The following is a 17,825-nucleotide window of genomic DNA, read 5'->3' as shown; positions in this document are numbered from 1 at the left end:
GTCACCAAGATCAAAAAGTTGTATCTTTAGTATCTTTCCCCTTGAAATTGAGTATCGCGTTTTTTGGGGACGCTGACAAGCTTCCACATCACGCATGGGGACATCAGGGCATTTCGACGCATGTGAAGCGGTCGAGTTGACAGGCCCAGGTTCGACCTGTCGGCGATGCACCTTAAGGTATTTTTTGTCGCCTCAGGCGACCACCTTGGCAGCAGGCGTTGCGGCGCCGTCGAGACGCTGCCGTTCCTTTGCGAGATAGGCGCCAATCGCGTTGCCCGGCATGGGCTTTGCGAAATAATAGCCCTGGATGTAGTCGCAACCGAGACGGCGCAGGCTATCGAGCTGGGCGCGGGTCTCGACGCCTTCGACGACGCAGGCGATCTCCATGTCGTCGCACAGGCCGGTGAGCGACTTGATGATCTTGTGGCTGACCGGATTGTCGTTGATGTCGGCGACGAAGCTGCGGTCGACCTTGAGCTTGTCAAGCGGCAGCCGGTGCACGTGGCTCAACGAGGAATAGCCGGTACCGAAATCGTCCAGCGAGATGCCGCAGCCCATCGCCTTCAATGCGGCGATCGACTGCTGCGCGCGCACGAAGTCGAAAGTGACGGCGGTCTCCGTGATCTCGAAATCGATCCGGTGGGGCGGCAGCCCACTCTTCTCGACGATGCTGATCAGCGGCAGGATGCCCTCGGGCGAGCAGACGTCGTGGGCGGAGAGGTTGAACGACAGGTGGATGTGGTCGGGCCAGGTCTTCGCCGCCGCCAGCGCGCGTACCAGCAGCGCCTGCGTCAGCGGCCGGATCAGGCCGATACGCTCGGCGGCCGGGATGAAATCGGCCGGCGAAACCAGTCCGAGGCGCGAGCTGTGCCAGCGCGCCAGGACCTCGAAGCCGGCCGTGTGCTCGCTCATGGCGTCCACGATCGGCTGGAACACCAGATCCATCTCGGTGCTGAAGTCGGCGGTGCGCAGCAGATTCTCGATGACGCCGCGGCTGCGGATCTCGGCCTCGAGCTCGCTCGAGAAGATCACGGTGCGACCGCGCAGATGGCGCTTGGCGTGGTAGAGCGAGTAATCGGCGCATTCGTAAAGCGCCTCGGCGGTGGTTGCCGATTGCGGGAATAGCGCAAGGCCGATCGAGCAGGACAGTCCGGTATGGGCGGTGTCAACCTGGTACGGCAGCTTGAGCTGCTCGCCGATGCGTTCACCGAGTCGGTGCAGATCCGCGTCATCGGGGTCGCCGCACACGACGAGGCCGAACTCGTCGCCGCCGAGCCGGGCGAATTCCACCCGCTGCGGACCAAAGCCTTCGCAGACCTCGCGGATGCGGCGGCCTGCCTCGATCAGGACGCGGTCGCCGACCGAGTGCCCATAATTGTCGTTGATCGGCTTGAAGCCGTCGAGATCGATGATCCCGACCGCGACGCGAACGCTCCTGCGCTCGGCATCAGCGAAGGCGCTGGACAGCTCGGCAAAGAAGCGGCGGCGGTTCGGCAGCTCGGTGAGCGAATCGAGATTGGCGAGGCGGAAGTTCTCGTCCGAGAGTGCCTGGGTCGCCGCCTGCTGCGCCAGCAGCGATTTGCGGCTGGCGACGAGATCGGCGAAGTCGCGATAATAGATGAACAGCACCGTCACCATCGCGCCGGAGACCAGCAAATTGTTGACCGCGATCGCCTTCAGCGTCGGCTCGCCGGTCGCCCAGAAGAACAGTACATAGGGCACGTCGACGACCAGCGTCACGATCAGCGCCGCGGAGCGCAGATGCATCAGCGAGAAGATGCAGCCGATCACTGTGACGGCCATGTAGAAGGCGACCTGGCTCTTGGCGAACGCATCGCCGTAAGGGTAGAGCGTGAAGGACCAGGCGGTGAAGCCCGCACCGATCGGCAATGTCATCCAGTTGGTGGCGCGCAGATTGCGCAGGATGTCGGCATCGCTGCGCACGAGGTGACGCTGGCGCAGCCACCAGAAGGTGCGCAGGGCCGCGAGCACGGTCAGCACGCTCGGCACGATCATCGTCAGCCAGTCCGGCGCCACGTTCACATAGGTGTAGGCGACGGCGATCGTGTTGCTCATCAGGATGAAGTAGAGCAGCGGGATCTGCTTCGAGAAGGCGTCGAACTGCGCGCGTGTCAGGTCCGGGTCGTCCGGCACGCGAAACAGCCGCATCGCGGCGGCGAAGTGAGACTTCAAATTGGCGACAGGCATTGCAATACGCGCCCCGGATCCCTTGAAAACGGAGGCGATCTTGCACAGCGGGGGTAAAGGGCGCGTTAGACGGGTTCCACGCGGAAAGGCCAGCGCAGGTTGCACGCTACCGCGTTGTGTTCCGGCCGCGTGCATTGGTGAGGTGCCGTTAAGGATATGGACCGTCCGAGGGGGGCGTCGGCCCCGTCAGGCCGTTCGTGGTCACACCCTGCTAACCATGTGCATCGGCCGCCACGCATTGCCGCACGTCGACAGGACGGGCCGACGTGCGGGGACACCTCTCCCCTCTGCGAGAGGTGAAGGACGATGACTGATCGCCGCTATTTCTTCTCCAGCGCTGCGGTCTGCTTGGCGAGCTGCTTGTCGAAGTCCGCCGACAGGGTGGTCGCGTAGGTTGCAAGCTCGCCCGGCTTGACGAATGGGTTCGGCGCGCCGTCCTTCATTTCCGCGCGCTTGGCCTGCATGCCATAGACCTCCGGATGCGGTCCGAGCAGCACGTCGATCTTCATCGCCTTCACCTTGGCGTAGGTCGCACGGTAATCCTCGACGATGCCGGCATGGGTCGGCTGGCCGACCAGCCGGTTCAATGCCACTGTGCCGCTACAGAAGAACAGCACCTCGCGGTCCTCCTTGCCGTCCTTGACGGTCATCTCCCAGCTCGTGCAGCCCGGCGAGTGGCCGGGCGTTGCATGCGCCGTCAGTGTGGTGTCGCCGAGCGTCACCTTGTCGCCTTCCTTCACGGCGCGATCGACCTTCACCGCGGGGAAGGCGAGATCCTCGTTCTTCTCATCGCCCGGATAGTAACCGCCCTCGAGCAGCGGCTTGTCGCGCTCGCCGGCCACGAGCTGGGCTCCTGTCTCCTTCTTGATCTCGGCGAAGCCGCCGGTGTGGTCGAAATGCGCGTGCGTGTTGAGGATATACTTGATGTCGGCGACCTTGAAGCCGAGTTTCGTGATGTTGTCCTTGATCATGCCGGTCGACTCCGGCAGCGCGGTATCCATCAGGATCAGCCCCTGCGAGGTCTTGATGATGTAGACGGCAATGCCGTCGGTGCCGACATAATAGATGTTGCCGATGAGCTGGAACGGCTCGAACGGCGTGGTCCATTTCTTGGTGACCGCCGCCAGGAAGTCCTTGACGGTCTGCGCCTGCGCGCCGGTTGCCAGCAACGCCAATGCGCACAGCGCGGCCGTGAATACTCTCATGGTTTGCCTCCGGTATTGTTCTTGTTGGTTCTTGTTCGTTCTTGCTTGTTGTTCTCGATCGGACGCAACCTGCGTGCCTTCCCAATGGGTCGCAAACTACGCCGTGAGGGGCCTGTCAGCAACGGTTTCATGTCCGCAATATTTTCCGACCCGCGCGGGAATAACGGCTCGCGGCCGGTTTAGGCATGGCGGTTATCGTGGCAACGCGGGCCACGCGAGTTTGACCGCCTGCCGGCCACCCGGCATACTTCTCCTCAAGGCGAGCCAACAAGACTCGTCGGCACCGGGAGCTGAAATGACCAGGATCTTGCCCGTCCTCGTGGCGACGCTGATTTCCGCGGCCTCCTTCACGTCAGTCGCCATGTCGCAGCCGGCCTGCGTCACCCAGAACATGGCCGTGCCGCCAGGCGCCAACACCGCCGACAGGGCGGCGCCCTTCTTCATCGACACGACGGGCCTCGACTTCAAGACGGCGCCGCCGACGCGCGATCCGTCAAACCCGAACTATCCGCGCGCGACCGAGCTGCCCGACGGGACGCTGCCGCCGCCCGGCGCTGAAGGCAATTTCATCATCGGCCCCACCCACAATCCAGCTCCGGAGACGATCGCGAAAGAAGGCGTGCCGCGCGGTGCGACGAAATCCTTCACGCTCACCTCGAAGGAGAGCACGATCTACAATCCCGGCCTGATCCGCGACGACGTCGCGGGCTGCACGAATTCTTCGATCATGACCACCGTCACCGCGCCGGAGGACAAATCGCACATGATCGTCACCACCAGCCATCCCGGCGTCTGGTCGCGCACGATCGACGTCTACGTTCCAGCGCAATATGTGCGCGGTACCGAGGCGCCGTTCATCGTGGTCGGCGACGGTGGCTCCAACGCCTACAAGGACCTTGCCAACACGCTCGACAATCTCATCGCACAGCGCCGCGTACCGCCGATGATCGCGATCCAGATCGGCAATGGCGGGCAGGACGCGCAGGGCAGCCAGCGCGGTCGCGAATATGACGCGGTGTCAGGCGTCTATGCTCAGTTCGTCGAGCGCGAGGTGCTGCCGCTGGTGGAAAAGAACGCCGATGTCAGGCTCACCAAAAATCCCGACGGGCGTGCAACCATGGGGCTGAGCTCGAGCGGAGCTGCTGCCTTCACCATGGCGTGGTTCTATCCCGATCTCTATCACCGCGTGCTCGCCTTCTCACCGACCATGGTCAACCAGCAATGGCCGCATGATCCGTCGCTGCGTGGCGGCGCGTGGGAATATCACAGCGCATGGGCGGGGCCAGCCACTCCCAATCTCATTTCGAAGGCGGGCGTGCTGACGCCGGCCGAGCCCCCCGGCGTACCGCTGATCGTCGCGGCGCCGACGAAGCCGATCCGCTTCTGGTTCTTCGGCGGCGACCAGGATCTGTTCTATCCAAACCCCACCATTCCCGACGGCATGCACGACTGGACGCTGTCGAACGCGCTGATGGCGAAGGTGTTGGCCGAGAAGGGCTATCACTACCAGTTCCTGTTCGTGCGCAATGCCAAGCACGTCGACCGGCCGACGATCGCGCAGACGCTGCCGTCGGCGCTGGAGTGGATCTGGAAGGGGTATCCGATTCCGTGAGCGTGGATGCGGACGCCTAGCGCCCGATCGTCACGCCGGCGGTCGAGCGCATGGCGTCTCGCAGGCTGGTCGCGTTCTTGTCGTCGAGGACCTGACGCGTCAGCACCGTAGTCTGGCCGGGCGTGTCGAGGATCGTCTCACCGCGCGAGGACGAGAGCCGGTCGGCCTTGTAGGGCGCGGCTGGGTCCGCGGCGGGCGCTGCCGGCGTGTGGCGCGGCCGCTTGCCGGACGCCGCCCAGGCGCCTTGCGAGACGCAGAGGGTGGCCAGCAGGATCAATGGCAACAATTTTGCGGGCATGCGATCTCCCACATCCATGGCATCAGCCCAGCATATGGGGAGCAATGCCGTTCAGGAAAAGGTCAGGCGAGGGCGGCCTGACGTTCCCGCACCGGTTCGCGGGCGCGGTCTGACTTCACGGGCTCGGCGAGCCGGGTGAAGCTACGCTGGCCTGCGTGCGCGGGCGCCTCGACGACAACGCCCTCGCAGACGATTTGCCCACCGAGCATTTTGAATTCGAGCCTGTCGTAGCGCGGCATCGTCTCGCCGGGCGCGGGCGGCAGCAGTTCGCTTCGTCCCTGGATGTTCAACGTGGCATCGCCGGTGCCGTGAAGCCGAGGATTCCACATCCTGATCCCGGTCTCCGTCCAGCGTTGCCGGATCAGCGTTGCGCGATCGGCGGGATCCGCCGCTCTCGTCGGAGTTTTCGGCGCGCGGCTGGGCTTCGCCCGGGACGCTACTGCGACCAACGCGGGCGCGCTGCTCGTGCTTGAATCTGAAGAGATTGCCGGAACTTCGTCCGCAGCGACGGGCTTCGCGGGTGAAGGGACCTCTGTCGGGACGGGGGCGACGTCCGCGGCGACGCTGGGAGCTGGATCGCTGGCGATGACGAGGTCGAAAATGGTCGTCGCGCTTTCAGCCTGGACGAGCGCCACGGGCGCGTCGTCAACCCCGACTGCCTCGACGTCCGCAATAGCTTCAGCGGTTGGCTCGCTGGCGACGACGAGATCGGAGATATCGGCCGCCGGGCTTTCGACCTCGGCGAGTTGCGTGGGCGCGGCCTCTGCGCTGGCGGGCTCGGCGTCCGTTGCGAGTTCAGTGAACGGCTCGCTGATGATGAGATCAGAAGATTCCGCCGCAGGGCTCAAGCCGTCAGCCGAGGCGGCGTCTGCGATGACCGGCTCAACGTCTGCGGCATCGCCGGCGCAAGCATCGTTGCTGACGATGTGATCGGCGACTTCAACAAGCTCCCTCTCGACCTCAATGGAAAGGTCTGCAGGCTCCGCGACCGGATCGATATTGGCCGGCACCTCGTGAGACGAATCCTCGGCGGTGGTGATATCGGACGGCACGGCGGAGGCGCTATCCTCGACATCGGGAACAGCGGTCTCACCGACCGCGACAGGAACTGTTGCCGCGACCGGCGCGTCCTCGTGCAGCGGGGCTGCGCAGATCTCTGCGCTTGGAGAAGTTTCGGCGAGGTCTGCAACGAGAGCCTGAGGCTCATCCGCTGCGACTGGCGCACCGGTGACGCTGCCGCTCTGCGATGAAGGCCGAAGCCGGGTGAACGCCCATTTCACCGCAGGGATGCGGCGCAGCAACGATATCAGTCTCGAAAGCACTGGGAGTTGTCCAAGAGGTACTCGGCGTGAGGCAATCGCTGATTCGTCAGCAATGCAAAAACTGCCCCGGCCGTCACACTGATGTCAATGTAGGTGGGACCAATTGCAGAACATCGACAACGGCTGCGCACGGGAAAATGCGGGTTATTGCCGTCTTCGCTTCGGACCGTTCGCTGGTCGCGACACAAACGCTCCTGCATCCTTCATTCGAAATGCGTCAATGCGAGCGGATCTTCCTCGCGATCAGGCAGGCGCGTGGTAGAGGGGATCGCGCCGCACGCCCGATATTCCGGGCCATACGAGGGACCACGCGGGGTTCAAAATGCGTGAAACGGGCGTGGGGGCCCGGGAGAGCGATGCGCGACAAACCGTCCCGGGAACCCGGATGCGACAAAGCACCACCGCCGGGTTGTCGGAGCCCGCGCCTAGGATGGGCGGGCAGCAACGCAAAGCACTCGCATGTCCGATCCTCCAGACGACAGGATCGTTCCGCTCCGCTCGTTGCAAGGCGCCCGGCTCGACGAGCGCTTTGACGCAACGCTTGCGGACCTGGAGGCGCGCCGCGACGAGCTCGTGCAAGTCATCGCGCGTCTCAACGACGGATTGAGCGTGATCGATCAGGCCGCTGCGGCCGGATCAGCACAGTCGGCGCGGGATCTGCTCGATCTTCTGGCCAGGGCCAAAGCTCAGCTGGGCGAGGTGACGGCCATCATCGAGAAGCTGAGGTCGTTGTGAGTGCGCGGCGCGACCGGGCGCCAATGTGATGGTGCCCACAGAGTTGCCGTGCCGCGCCCGGATAAGATTCCTTCGAACGCGAAGGAGAAAAGACGTGATCGGGAAGACCTTTCTGGCGGCGGCGCTCGCCGCCTTCATTGGCGCGCCTGCGCTTGCGGACGATCTCACGCCGAAAATCGCCGCTCACCTCGTCCCGCCGAATGCGGAGATCCACGTCTCCTGGACCAGCCCCGCGTCAGATCCGCAGGGACGCGCGATCGAGGTGGCCTGCGGCGAGGTCACGGTCCGCAATCCCAGAGGGTTCGATACCGTGACGTTCGCCTATGTCATCGGCGACGACAAACTTTGGCTGCACGAAGACGCGTGGGTGAAGGAGCCGGAGCCACAGGCGATCCGCGCCGTCATGCGCTACTGCCCCGATCGCTGAGCCTGCGCCGAAGGTTGGGCTTTCCTGCGTCATCCGTCCTGGCGTAATTTGAAGCGTCAGGGGAGTGAGGACGACGCAATGAGGAAACTTGCCGCCATTACCGCGGTCTTGGTCTGGTCAACATGCGCATTCGCGCAGGATCGCACCATCACGGTGGCCTCGACGACGTCGACGGAACAATCGGGCCTGTTCGGCTATTTGCTGCCGCTGTTCTCAAAGGCCGCGGGCATCAGCGTGAAGGTCGTCGCCGTCGGCACCGGCCAGGCGCTGGACATCGGGCGGCGCGGTGACGCCGACGTGGTGTTCGTTCATGACAGGCCGGCCGAAGACCAGTTCATGTCCGAGGGGCAGGGCGTGAAGCGCTTCGACGTCATGTACAACGACTTCATCATCGTCGGCCCGAAGAGCGATCCCGCCCACATCGTTGGCGGCAAGGACGTCACCGATGCGCTGCGCAAGATCGCGGCGGCCAAGGCGCCGTTCATTTCGCGCGGCGACAAGTCCGGCACGCACGCGGCCGAGCTGAGATTGTGGAAAGAGGCGGGCGTCGACATCGCTGCCGGGAAGGACAGCTGGTACCGCGAGATCGGCCAGGGCATGGGGCCGGCACTGAACATGGCCTCGTCGTCGAATGCCTATCTCCTGTCGGATCGCGGCACCTGGCTGTCGTTCAAGAACCGCGGCGAGCTCGCCATCCTGACCGAAGGCGACAAGCGGCTCTTCAACCAATACGGCGTCATGCTGGTGAATCCGGCAAAGCACTCGAATGTGAAGGCGCAGGATGGGCAGGCCTTCGTCGACTGGCTCGTTTCCCCGAAGGGACAGGAGGCGATCGCCGGGTACAAGGTCGGCGGCGAGCAGCTATTTTTCCCCAACGCGGCCAACTAGCAGAAAGGCGACGGTCGACACCGCCACGCTGAGCGCGAGCAGGATCAGCCCGAGCCCCAGCGCCAGCGGCAGGTCGCCCTTGCTGGTCTCGAGCGCGATCGCGGTCGTCATCGTGCGCGTGAAGCCGCGGATGTTGCCGCCGACGATGACGATGGCGCCGACCTCGGCGATGGCGCGCCCGAACGCCGCGAGAAAGGCCGTCAGCAGCGAGGTCCGTCCCAGCGCCAACAAGAGCGCCATGCTGCGCAGCGCGGACAATCCGTCGATCCGCGCCAGATCGCCATACTCGGCCCAGAGCAGGCTAGCCGGCCGGTGCACCAGTGCCACCACGATCGGTGTCGCGAGCAGCGTCTGTGCGATCACCATCGCGGTCGGCGTGAACAACAGGCCCGCCGCTCCGAGCGGGCCGGAGCGCGACAGCAGCAGATAAAGCGCAAGCCCGACCACGACCGGCGGAAGGCCGAGCAGGGCATTGGTCAGCACGATGATGACCTGCCGCCCCCGGAAACGGGTGATTGCAAGCAAGGCCCCGAACGGTGCGCCGATCAGCAGCGCGACGATGCTGGCGCTCAGGCTGACCCTGACCGACAATGCGACGATGCCCAGAAGCTCGGAATCGGCCTCGCCGATCAGCGTGAAGGCGGCACCGATGGATCGCGCAAAATCGTTCATCCGCGGGATGGTCCCTACAAATTTCGTGTGGGGCAAAGCAGCGGGCATTCGCGCCCGTCGTGGGAAGGGCTCACAGAATACTCGCGAGCCGCGTTTTGAAAACCCGCTTCTTGCGGCAGCGAATGCCGCAGTTGCGTGGCCTCAGGATGTGAGCCGTCGGGCGTCCGGCTTCGAGGGAAAACCGCCCCAAAGCCAGCCTGCGAGCGGAACGGCGAGAAGTGCCCCCGCGATTTGCGCAACGATGAAAGCCGGCACGCCCTGGGGCGCGATCCCCGCGAAAGTGTCGGATAGCGACCTGGCGATGGTGACCGCCGGATTGGCAAAGGACGTCGAGGCTGTGAACCAATAGGCCGAGGTGATGTACAGGCCGACCGCGTAAGCAACGGCGGTCTGTGTTCGCGAGGCGACGCCGAAGATCGTCAGCAGCAGACCGAAGGTCGCCACGGCTTCCGCAAGCCATTGCCCGGCTCCGGTACGCTCCGTCAGCGAGAGCTGGAGCACAGGCAGCCCAAACATCAGATGCGCGATCCACACACCGATGATTGCGCCGGAGATCTGTGCGGCGATGTAGATCGCCGCGTCTTTCCACGCTGTTTCGCCGCGCAGGACGAAGGCGAGCGTCACGGCGGGATTGAAATGAGCCCCCGATATCGGAGCGAACATCAGGATCAGCACCACGAGGATGGCGCCGGTTGCGATGGTGTTGCACAGAAGTGCGAGCGCGACGTTTCCGCCGGAGAGCCTCTCGGCCATGATCCCCGAGCCGACCACCGCGGCAAGCAGGAACGCGGTCCCGAGCCACTCGGCGAAGGCGCGCTGTGCAAGCCCCGGCATCAGGCGCCGCGGTCCAGCCGGACGCGCTCGCCGTCTTCCTTGACGAATTCACCCTGCTGTGCCGGGAGGAGATCCAGCACCAGCTCGGAAGGGCGGCAGAGTTTAACGCCTTTTGGTGTGACTACGATCGGCCTGTTGATCAGGATCGGATGCGCCATCATCGCCTCGAGAAGCTGATCGTCGGTCTGTGCCGCGTTGCCGAGCCCGAGCTCGGCATAGGGCGTGCCCTTTTCGCGGAGCAGATCGCGCACGGACAGTCCCATGCGCGCGATCAGCTGCCGCAGCAGCGCCCGCGATGGGGGCGTTTTCAGATACTCGATCACATGCGGCTCGATGCCGGCGTTGCGTATCATCGCGAGCGTGTTGCGCGAGGTGCCGCAAGCGGGATTGTGGTAGATGATCGCATCCATGGCGTTATACCCCGTCTTCAGCCGCGAGCCGTGGACACGTGAATGTGCTGGCGATCCATGGTCTGTCCTCTCAGGCTTGGATTTTGCCGCGCTTTCGCGCGGGCTTGCAGACGGCAACGGGCGCGCATGGCGTTCCATCGCAACAGTTCTCGGTCAGGAAGCCGACGAGCGCATTGGTGGTCTCGAACCGCGCCGCATAGATCATCGAGCGCCCCTCGCGCCGGACGGTGGCAAGACCCGCCATCCGCAGGCGGTCGAAGTGAAACGTCAGCGTGTTGGGTGCCAGATCCAGCGCCTCTGCGATCGCACCGGCGGCCATGCCGTCGGGGCCCGCCTGCACCAGCAGTCGGAAGACGTCGAGGCGATTGTCCTGGGCAAGCGCGGCAAGCGCCGCGACGGCATCCGTCTTTTCCATATTTCAACGATTATCGAAATGATGACCATCAGTCAATCGCTTCTCCAGCCGGACCGGTCGCTACCCCGTGCTGTCCCATATCGGACGTCTTGACGATTGGTCAGCTCACGCGGTGCGGTCGATCGCGAAATCATCGAACAGGGGAGAATTGCCTCCGGAGCAAAGCGTCGCCAGCAGTTCGGCGGCAAGGTAGCTGAATGTGATGCCGTTGCCCCCGTAGCCGTAGGCCGCGAAAATGTTCTTCTGGCCGGGTACGGCGCCGATGAGCGGCAATCCGTCCTCCGTCGTATCGAACGCCCCCGACCAGCAATAGTCGATCTTGTCGGAGGACCGCGGCCAAAGCGCCCTGAGCTCTTGCTTCAGGCGTTCCCGCTTGGCCGGGTTTAGCGTGTCGCGGGCCTGCGGCTCTATCGTGGAATCATCATCCTCGCCGCCGAAGATGATGCGGCCGTCGGATGTGCTGCGGGCATAATGGTAGTCGTGGCTCGCCTCCCAGATCAGCGCGTCTTCGGGCCACAGGTTTTGGGGCTGAGGCTCCGTGGCAATGGCCCAACTGGAAGTTGGACGCTGGATGGTCGGACGCACGATGCTCGGCATGACGTAACCCGTGCACAGCACCACGCGGTTCGCCTCGATCTCGCGACCGCCGTCGAGCCCAACGATGATTTTGGCGCCGGCGCTCTCGAACGCCGCCGCGTTGGCTTGCCGGATCGAAGCGCCGCGGCCGATGGAAATCTTCAGAAGCTCGTGAGTAAGCTCGACTGGATCGGCATCGGCGGCGAGCGGCGAGAGAATCGCACCAGCGCGCGCAATCTCGAACCGGCTGAGCAGAGAGACATGATCGAGAAACACGCCCGGAAGGTCGGCACGCGTTCTCAGTTCGGATTCCTCTCTCAGAGACTTTCCACTGTCGGCAACCGCAAGGTAAAGCGAATGCCGATCCCTGATATGGCAGGGGATACGATAGCGACGCGTCAACGACAGCAGGCCCTGGACAGCCCGGAGGCTCGCCGTGTAGCAGCGCGCCGCCCGTTCAAATCCGTAGGCTTGCGTGAGCTCGGACAACGGGCGATCGATTTCCCAGAGCAGCATCGCTGTGCTCGCGCCCGTGCTGCCGTGTCCGGGTGTTTCACGATCGATGATGACGACCTCGTGCCCGCGACGGGTGAAGCTCTCGGCGACCATGGCGCCGGTGATGCCCGCGCCGATCACGAGGACGTCGCATGTGAAGCTTCCGGCGACAGGGCGAATGTCGGGGCCACCGCTCGTGACCCAAGGGGTCGCTGAACTCCTGAGGTCGCCGTGATCGATGTCTTCGTCATCGGAAAAAATTGCAATTCCTCCAGCCGGCTCAAACGCGGCCCGTCGGCCAGCTAACGTCCTCAAAGCACGCAAGGTTCCCGGCCGGCAGGCCAGCGGACATCTGCCCGACGGGCAAAACACGTCGCCAAAGGGGGCTCCCCGATTGTCAATCCGCTCGCGCAAAAATATTTCACTTTACCGAAATTCGGATTTGACGTATATGTTCTGCCGTCTCACCCGGTCCGAGGGTGCGGATCGCGAGTCGTCCGATACGTGGGTGAGGTGCGGTGGACGCGAGCTGCGTCGGCACGCAAGGTCGAGGGCGGGGCGGGCAGAGGATTGAGCCGAACCCCGTGAGCCCTTGGCGGCGTGTGACGGACGGCGCAGATTGCGTACGGCAAAACCCGTGTGGTCCTGGCCGTCGTTGCTACGGTCAAGCCTTGCGAATGCGGTGTTCGTCCAACCGGGCGGCATCGGCGAATTTCGTGAGGTGACGGAGGCCAGAGAGAACTCGGCTCCGGGGAGAGCACGGCATAAGCCGTCGACCATTCGCGCAGGGAAGGCCGGGATGTCCTGGCTGCCCTGTATGCCGCTGTGCAGTTTCCTATGCGCTACCAGCGCACAGCGGACCGCGGGTGCCAGCCGGCGCCCGGCCTTCCCTGCGCCCTCGGCACTTCTCGAGGGCGGACGAGATGCAAAACTCGGGCGAAACAGGCCGCGAGGCCGTCAAATCATGCCGTTCGCGACCGAATGGCGGCTTTATTCCCGCTTCGGATGCTTTAAGGAAGAGGCAGGATCAGGTCGCACCGGCCCGGCGGCGGTGCTAGACCCTGATGCAGGAACAATGGGGTTGGGCCGTTAGCGGCGCGCCCGCAGGGATGAAGGATATGAGGCAATGATCCAGACGGTTGGTATCATCGGGGCAGGGACCATGGGCAACGGCATCGCGCAGATTTGCGGTGCGGCCGGGCTCTCGGTCGTGATGGTCGACATTTCCGATGCGGCGGTGAACCGCGGGATCTCGACCGTCGGCGGCAGCCTCGAGCGCCTGGTCAAGAAGGAGAAGATGTCGGCGGCCGACCGCGATGCCACGCTCAAGCGCATCACCGGCACGACCGACCGCGCGAAGCTCGTCGATTGCGACCTCGTCATCGAGGCCGCCACCGAGAACGAGGAGCTCAAGGTCAAGATCCTGAAGGACCTCTGCGCTACGCTGTCGCCGCGCACGCTGCTTGCGACCAACACCTCCTCGATCTCGATCACCAAGCTTGCCACCGCAACCGATCGCCCTGATCGTTTCATCGGCATGCACTTCTTCAACCCGGTGCCTGTCATGGCGCTGCTCGAGCTGATCCGCGGCTTGCAGACCTCCGACGACACCCATGCCAAAGCGCTCGATTTCGCCCAGCGCGTCGGCAAGGTGGCGATCACGGCCAAGAACAGCCCGGGCTTTGCGGTCAACCGCATCCTGTGCCCGATGATCAACGAGGCGATCTTCGCGCTTCAGGAGGGGATCGCGACGGCGGAAGAGATCGACGCCGGCATGAAGCTCGGCTGCAACCATCCGATCGGGCCGCTGGCGCTGGCCGATCTCGTCGGGCTCGACACCATGCTGTCGGTGATGGAGGTCTTCTATAAAGGCTTCAACGACCCCAAATACCGTCCGGCCCCCTTGCTCAAGGAAATGGTCGATGCCGGCCATCTCGGCCGCAAGACCGGGCAGGGTTTCTACAGCTACGGCGCCTGATATTGGCGCAGGCGGCGGGCGCCCCGCGCCCGCTGCCCGATCCCGCAATTTGCGCTGCGACAAAGACGCCGTGCGCACTTGGCCCGACAATGTCGAACGGGCGGCCCGCGGGAACAACGGAACGGAACCATAAGGACATGTCGGATCGACTGAAGGCCGAGCGCGAGGCGGCGGCCGCGCGGCGGAACCTGTTGACCCAGGATGCGATCGAGCGCACCGGGATCACCGAAGAGATGATTGGGGAACTCGTCACCCGCTTCTACGGCCGCGTGCGCGAGGACGCGCTGCTCGGGCCGGTGTTCGCGGTCGTGCAGAATTGGGACGAGCATCTTACCAAGCTTAAAGGTTTCTGGTCATCGGTCGTGCTGATGAGCGGTCGCTATCATGGCTCGCCGATGCGGGCACATGTTCCGCTAAGCCTTGTCGGTGACCATTTCGACCGTTGGCTCGATCTGTTCGAGCAGACTGCGCGCGAGGTCTGTCCGCCTCCGGCGGCCGCGCTCTTCATCGACAGGGCACGGCGCATCGCCGACAGTTTTGAAATGGCGTCGGCAACCGTCGCAGGCCGCATCGCTTCGCCGCGTCACGTGCTCAGGTCGTGACATACAAGATGCCTGCCTGAGAAATGCGCAAGCGTGCGTCGCGCGTGGCGCGTTGCACCAATTCCAACATCATCGGTCTGGTCTGCAAAATCATCATGCCGTTCGCGCGGTGCGACGTAGAACTGTGAAAATACGTTTGAACGCATTCACTCTCGTTCAATCAAAGCGAGCATAGCCATATTGATGCACTGCGGCGCCAATTCTTCGCCTTTCTTTCGGCAGAGTTCCAGCGCCTGCTAGCGGGCATGTCGCGCGCATCGTTCAACAGTACTTCATCATCCTCCGAGAACATCGCGGAGCCTGACGTTGACGCGGGTCCGGAGCAGACGCGACGAACGCTGCTGCTTGGTGCGCTCGCCACCACTGCCTGCCTCGGTTGTTCCGCAGCGGCGCACGCAGGCGAGGAGCCGCCCGGTTCCGACGAACGGCCACAGAAGGGAGATCTGCTCGTCTTCTCCGAAGGCGACCAGGAAGGGAAGCCGGTCACCCTGGCCGATCTTTCCGCAGGCGGGCCGCCGGTGCATGCCTGGCCGAAGGATCCCAAGACATCGGTGGTGCGCAGTGCCTCTCGGCTCAACGAGATCCTGATCATCCGGCTCGATCCCGCGGAACTCGACGAGCAGACGCGCGCGCGTGCCGTCGACGGCATCATCGCCTATTCGGCGATCTGTTCGCATGCCGGTTGTCCAGTTACCGCCTGGGTCAAGAGCGATGTCGGCGACAAGGAGGTATTCAAGTGCATGTGCCACAACTCCGAATACGATCCCCGCGCGGGCGCGCAGGTCGTGTTCGGGCCGGCACCGCGACGGCTCGCGACGCTGCCACTAGCGCTCGCTGACGATTCGATCAGCGTTGCCGGCAATTTCATCGGAAAGGTAGGTGGCGCGCAGCCCGGATGATGGACGGTGCGGGGTATGCCCGCGTCACGAGAGGCCGCATCCGCCGATGGGCGGACGACGGGACGAACGACAAGAATTCACAACAAGAATTCAAACGGATGAAAAAGGGGAACGTCCATGAAAACCTCCATGACCAGAAAGCAATGGTACCTGTCCGGCTTCGTCGCCTTCACCTGCCTTGCCGCAACCGCCGCGACCGCCGGCCCGATCGAAAACTACGCGCCTGTGACCCAGCAGCGCCTGGAGAATCCGGAACCAGGCAACTGGATGCTCTACCGGCGCACCTATGACGGGCAGGGCTACAGCCCGCTCGACCAGATTACAGCCGCCAACGTCAAAGGCCTCACACCGGTCTGGACCTTCGCCACCGGCGTCGTCGAGGGCCACGAGGCGCCGCCCATCGTGAACAACGGTGTGATGTTCGTGGCGACCCCGATGGGGCAGGTGATCGCGCTGAACGCGAAAACCGGCGACGAATACTGGCGCTACAAGCGGCAGCTGCCCGACGATTTGTTCCAGCTGCATCCGACCAGCCGCGGCGTCGGCCTCTGGGAGGACAAGCTTTACCTTGCCACCACCGACGACCATGTCGTCGCGCTCGATGCCAAGACCGGCAAGGTGGTGTGGGACACCAAGGTGCAGGATTACAAGAAGGGTCAGTACATGACCCTGATGCCGCTAATCGTCGACGGCAAGGTCATCGTCGGCGGCTCCGGCGGCGAGTTCGGCGTGCGCGGCTATGTCGCCGCCTATGACGCCAAGGACGGCAAGGAGCTGTGGCGGACCTACACGATCCCCGGCGAAGGCGAGCCCGGTCACGACACCTGGCACGGTGACGATTGGAAGAACGGCGGCGGCTCCGCCTGGATGACCGGCAATTACGACAAGGACACCAAGACGATCTATTGGGGCGTCGGCAATGCCGCACCCTGGCCCGGCGAGATGCATCCCGGCGATAATCTCTATACCTCGTCCGTACTCGCGCTGGATCCGAACAACGGCAAGATCAAGACCTATCACCAGTATCACCAGAACGATTCCTGGGATTGGGACGAGGTCGAAGCGCCGATGCTGATCGACCTGCAACGCGATGGCCGCAGCATCAAGAGCCTGGTCCATCCGGGGCGCGACGCGATCTTCTGGGTGCTCGAGCGCACGCCGACCAAGATCAACTACGTCGCCGGCTGGCCGTTCGTTGCCACTGACGTGTGGAAGGGCATTGATGCCGAGAGCGGCAAGCCGATTGTCGATCCCGCCCACAAGCCGGTGGTCGGCAAGCGCGTCGAATTCTGCCCGTCACTATGGGGCGGCAAGGACTGGCCGTCAGCGGCCTACAGCGAAAGGACCAAGCTCGTCTATGTGCCGGCCAACGAAAATTTCTGCGGCGGCTTCACCGGCGAGAAGCTCCCGCTCAAGCCCGGCGAGCTCTGGCTCGGCACCAAGCCCGAGGACATCGGCTTGAAGACCAAGCCGGGTGCAGATCATTTCGGCGAGCTCCAGGCCTGGGATCCCGCCACCGGAAAGAAGGTGTGGCAGCACAACTTCCCGAAATCGCAGATGTTTGGCTCGGTGACGGCGACCGCGGGCGATCTCATCTTCGCCGGCGGCACCAACGACCGCAACTTCCGCGCCTTCAACGCCAGGAGCGGCGAGCTGTTGTGGGAGCAGAAGACCAACTCCGGCATCATGGGCATGCCAGTGTCCTATGAGGTCGATGGCACCCAGTACGTCGCGATCCAGTCGGGCTGGGGCGTGGACGCGCAACGCATTCAGGATGCGCTCGTCACCAACGATATCGGCATCGAGGCCAACGTGCCGCAAGGCGGCGTGATCTGGGTGTTTGCGCTGAAGAAATAGCTCCGCGGCGGATCGACGAAGGCGGAGCAGCAGGGGGGTGGCGAATGCGGCGGACGGAAACGTCCGCCGCATTTTGTGTGGGCGCAGTGTGGCTATTTCCCCTGACGATCGACCTTGTCCTTTTCCTTCTGGTTCATCTCCTGAACCTTGGGATCGGTATTGCTCTGCCCGGTGGTCTGGGTGGTCGAGGCGGGTGGGGTGGTGGCGTTGGGGAGCGAGTTCTGGTCAGGCGCGGTAGGGCGCGTGGCCGTGGTCGGTGGTGTGGTGCTGCTCTGGGCGAACGCGCCCGTTGCGGTCAAAAGAAAGGCGCCCGACAGCAACGAGACTGCGAGCGCCTTTGAGATGTTGATCATCGATCTGCTCCTGTCAGATCGATGGAAACGGCGCGAGGC

The 17,825-nt window shown here is 63.9% G+C and carries 18 protein-coding genes; 8 read left to right on the top strand and 10 right to left on the bottom strand.

What is annotated here, in order from left to right:
• Positions 1-192: 192 nt before the first annotated feature.
• Positions 193-2,208 (bottom strand): putative bifunctional diguanylate cyclase/phosphodiesterase, encoded by a 2,016-nt coding sequence (locus AC1RR3_RS13695; RefSeq protein ID WP_492823335.1) that lies wholly within the window; start codon positions 2,206-2,208, stop codon positions 193-195.
• A gap of 320 nt (positions 2,209-2,528) precedes the next feature.
• Positions 2,529-3,413 (bottom strand): BJP family subclass B3 metallo-beta-lactamase, encoded by an 885-nt coding sequence (blaBJP, locus tag AC1RR3_RS13690; protein ID WP_492823333.1) that lies wholly within the window; start codon positions 3,411-3,413, stop codon positions 2,529-2,531.
• A 295-nt stretch (positions 3,414-3,708) separates the two neighbouring features.
• On the opposite strand from blaBJP, the gene AC1RR3_RS13685 reads away from it, so the two are divergent.
• The gene (locus AC1RR3_RS13685) at positions 3,709-5,025 is read left to right on the top strand and encodes an alpha/beta hydrolase (protein WP_492823331.1); all 1,317 of its coding nucleotides are present in this window, start codon (positions 3,709-3,711) and stop codon (positions 5,023-5,025) included.
• A gap of 16 nt (positions 5,026-5,041) precedes the next feature.
• Here the strand turns inward: AC1RR3_RS13685 and AC1RR3_RS13680 are convergent, their stop codons facing one another.
• Complete coding sequence (locus AC1RR3_RS13680) at positions 5,042-5,323, bottom strand: TonB-dependent receptor plug domain-containing protein (protein ID WP_492823329.1); 282 nt, start codon at positions 5,321-5,323, stop codon at positions 5,042-5,044.
• 62 nt (positions 5,324-5,385) lie between these two features.
• Positions 5,386-6,624 (bottom strand): hypothetical protein, encoded by a 1,239-nt coding sequence (locus AC1RR3_RS13675; protein WP_492823327.1) that lies wholly within the window; start codon positions 6,622-6,624, stop codon positions 5,386-5,388.
• A 480-nt stretch (positions 6,625-7,104) separates the two neighbouring features.
• Here AC1RR3_RS13675 and AC1RR3_RS13670 point away from each other — a divergent pair, with 480 nt between their 5' ends.
• From AC1RR3_RS13670 to AC1RR3_RS13660, 3 genes are all read left to right on the top strand, one after another.
• Positions 7,105-7,380 (top strand): hypothetical protein, encoded by a 276-nt coding sequence (locus tag AC1RR3_RS13670; RefSeq protein WP_492823325.1) that lies wholly within the window; start codon positions 7,105-7,107, stop codon positions 7,378-7,380.
• 94 nt (positions 7,381-7,474) lie between these two features.
• Positions 7,475-7,807: a hypothetical protein gene (locus AC1RR3_RS13665; RefSeq protein WP_492823323.1), complete on the top strand. Its 333-nt coding sequence runs from the start codon at positions 7,475-7,477 to the stop codon at positions 7,805-7,807.
• A 78-nt stretch (positions 7,808-7,885) separates the two neighbouring features.
• Positions 7,886-8,695, top strand: coding sequence for an ABC transporter substrate-binding protein (locus AC1RR3_RS13660; RefSeq protein ID WP_492823321.1), 810 nt, complete (start codon positions 7,886-7,888; stop codon positions 8,693-8,695).
• Here the strand turns inward: AC1RR3_RS13660 and AC1RR3_RS13655 are convergent.
• The 5 genes from AC1RR3_RS13655 to AC1RR3_RS13635 all read right to left on the bottom strand — a co-directional run bounded on the left by AC1RR3_RS13655 (position 8,669) and on the right by AC1RR3_RS13635 (position 12,238).
• Positions 8,669-9,367 carry an ABC transporter permease gene (locus AC1RR3_RS13655; protein WP_492823319.1) on the bottom strand — a complete coding sequence of 233 codons (699 nt, stop codon included), beginning with the start codon at positions 9,365-9,367 and terminating at the stop codon, positions 8,669-8,671. The genes AC1RR3_RS13660 and AC1RR3_RS13655 overlap by 27 nt on opposite strands.
• 141 nt (positions 9,368-9,508) lie before the next feature.
• The gene (locus AC1RR3_RS13650; protein WP_492823317.1) at positions 9,509-10,201 is read right to left on the bottom strand and encodes an MIP/aquaporin family protein; all 693 of its coding nucleotides are present in this window, start codon (positions 10,199-10,201) and stop codon (positions 9,509-9,511) included.
• Complete coding sequence (gene arsC, locus AC1RR3_RS13645; protein WP_492823315.1) at positions 10,201-10,611, bottom strand: arsenate reductase (glutaredoxin); 411 nt, start codon at positions 10,609-10,611, stop codon at positions 10,201-10,203. The genes AC1RR3_RS13650 and arsC overlap by 1 nt, the downstream gene beginning before the upstream one ends.
• Positions 10,612-10,681: 70 nt before the next feature.
• The gene (locus tag AC1RR3_RS13640) at positions 10,682-11,026 is read right to left on the bottom strand and encodes an ArsR/SmtB family transcription factor (protein ID WP_492823313.1); all 345 of its coding nucleotides are present in this window, start codon (positions 11,024-11,026) and stop codon (positions 10,682-10,684) included.
• A gap of 105 nt (positions 11,027-11,131) precedes the next feature.
• Entirely contained in the window at positions 11,132-12,238 is a 1,107-nt protein-coding gene (locus AC1RR3_RS13635; RefSeq protein ID WP_492823311.1) for an NAD(P)/FAD-dependent oxidoreductase, read from the bottom strand.
• Positions 12,239-13,223: 985 nt separating this feature from the next.
• Between AC1RR3_RS13635 and AC1RR3_RS13630 the strand changes: the two genes are divergently transcribed.
• The 4 genes from AC1RR3_RS13630 to AC1RR3_RS13615 all read left to right on the top strand — a co-directional run bounded on the left by AC1RR3_RS13630 (position 13,224) and on the right by AC1RR3_RS13615 (position 17,433).
• Positions 13,224-14,075, top strand: a complete 852-nt coding sequence (locus AC1RR3_RS13630) for a 3-hydroxybutyryl-CoA dehydrogenase (protein ID WP_492823309.1) — start codon at positions 13,224-13,226, stop codon at positions 14,073-14,075.
• 137 nt (positions 14,076-14,212) lie between these two features.
• On the top strand, positions 14,213-14,677 hold the full coding sequence (locus AC1RR3_RS13625; RefSeq protein WP_492823307.1) for a group III truncated hemoglobin: 465 nt from the start codon (positions 14,213-14,215) through the stop codon (positions 14,675-14,677).
• A 245-nt stretch (positions 14,678-14,922) separates the two neighbouring features.
• A complete protein-coding gene (locus AC1RR3_RS13620; RefSeq protein ID WP_492823305.1) occupies positions 14,923-15,576 on the top strand; it encodes a QcrA and Rieske domain-containing protein in 654 nt (217 codons plus the stop codon).
• A 129-nt stretch (positions 15,577-15,705) separates the two neighbouring features.
• On the top strand, positions 15,706-17,433 hold the full coding sequence (locus tag AC1RR3_RS13615; RefSeq protein ID WP_492823303.1) for a methanol/ethanol family PQQ-dependent dehydrogenase: 1,728 nt from the start codon (positions 15,706-15,708) through the stop codon (positions 17,431-17,433).
• A 92-nt stretch (positions 17,434-17,525) separates the two neighbouring features.
• On the opposite strand, the gene AC1RR3_RS13610 is transcribed toward AC1RR3_RS13615, so the two are convergent.
• Positions 17,526-17,786 (bottom strand): hypothetical protein, encoded by a 261-nt coding sequence (locus AC1RR3_RS13610; protein WP_492823301.1) that lies wholly within the window; start codon positions 17,784-17,786, stop codon positions 17,526-17,528.
• Between the last annotated feature and the right edge of the window lie 39 nt (positions 17,787-17,825).

This window comes from Bradyrhizobium sp. GW821-FHT13H05, from assembly GCF_058804065.1.
Note: the sequence above shows the minus strand (reverse complement) of the source record. Positions and strands in the feature narration are given on the sequence as shown.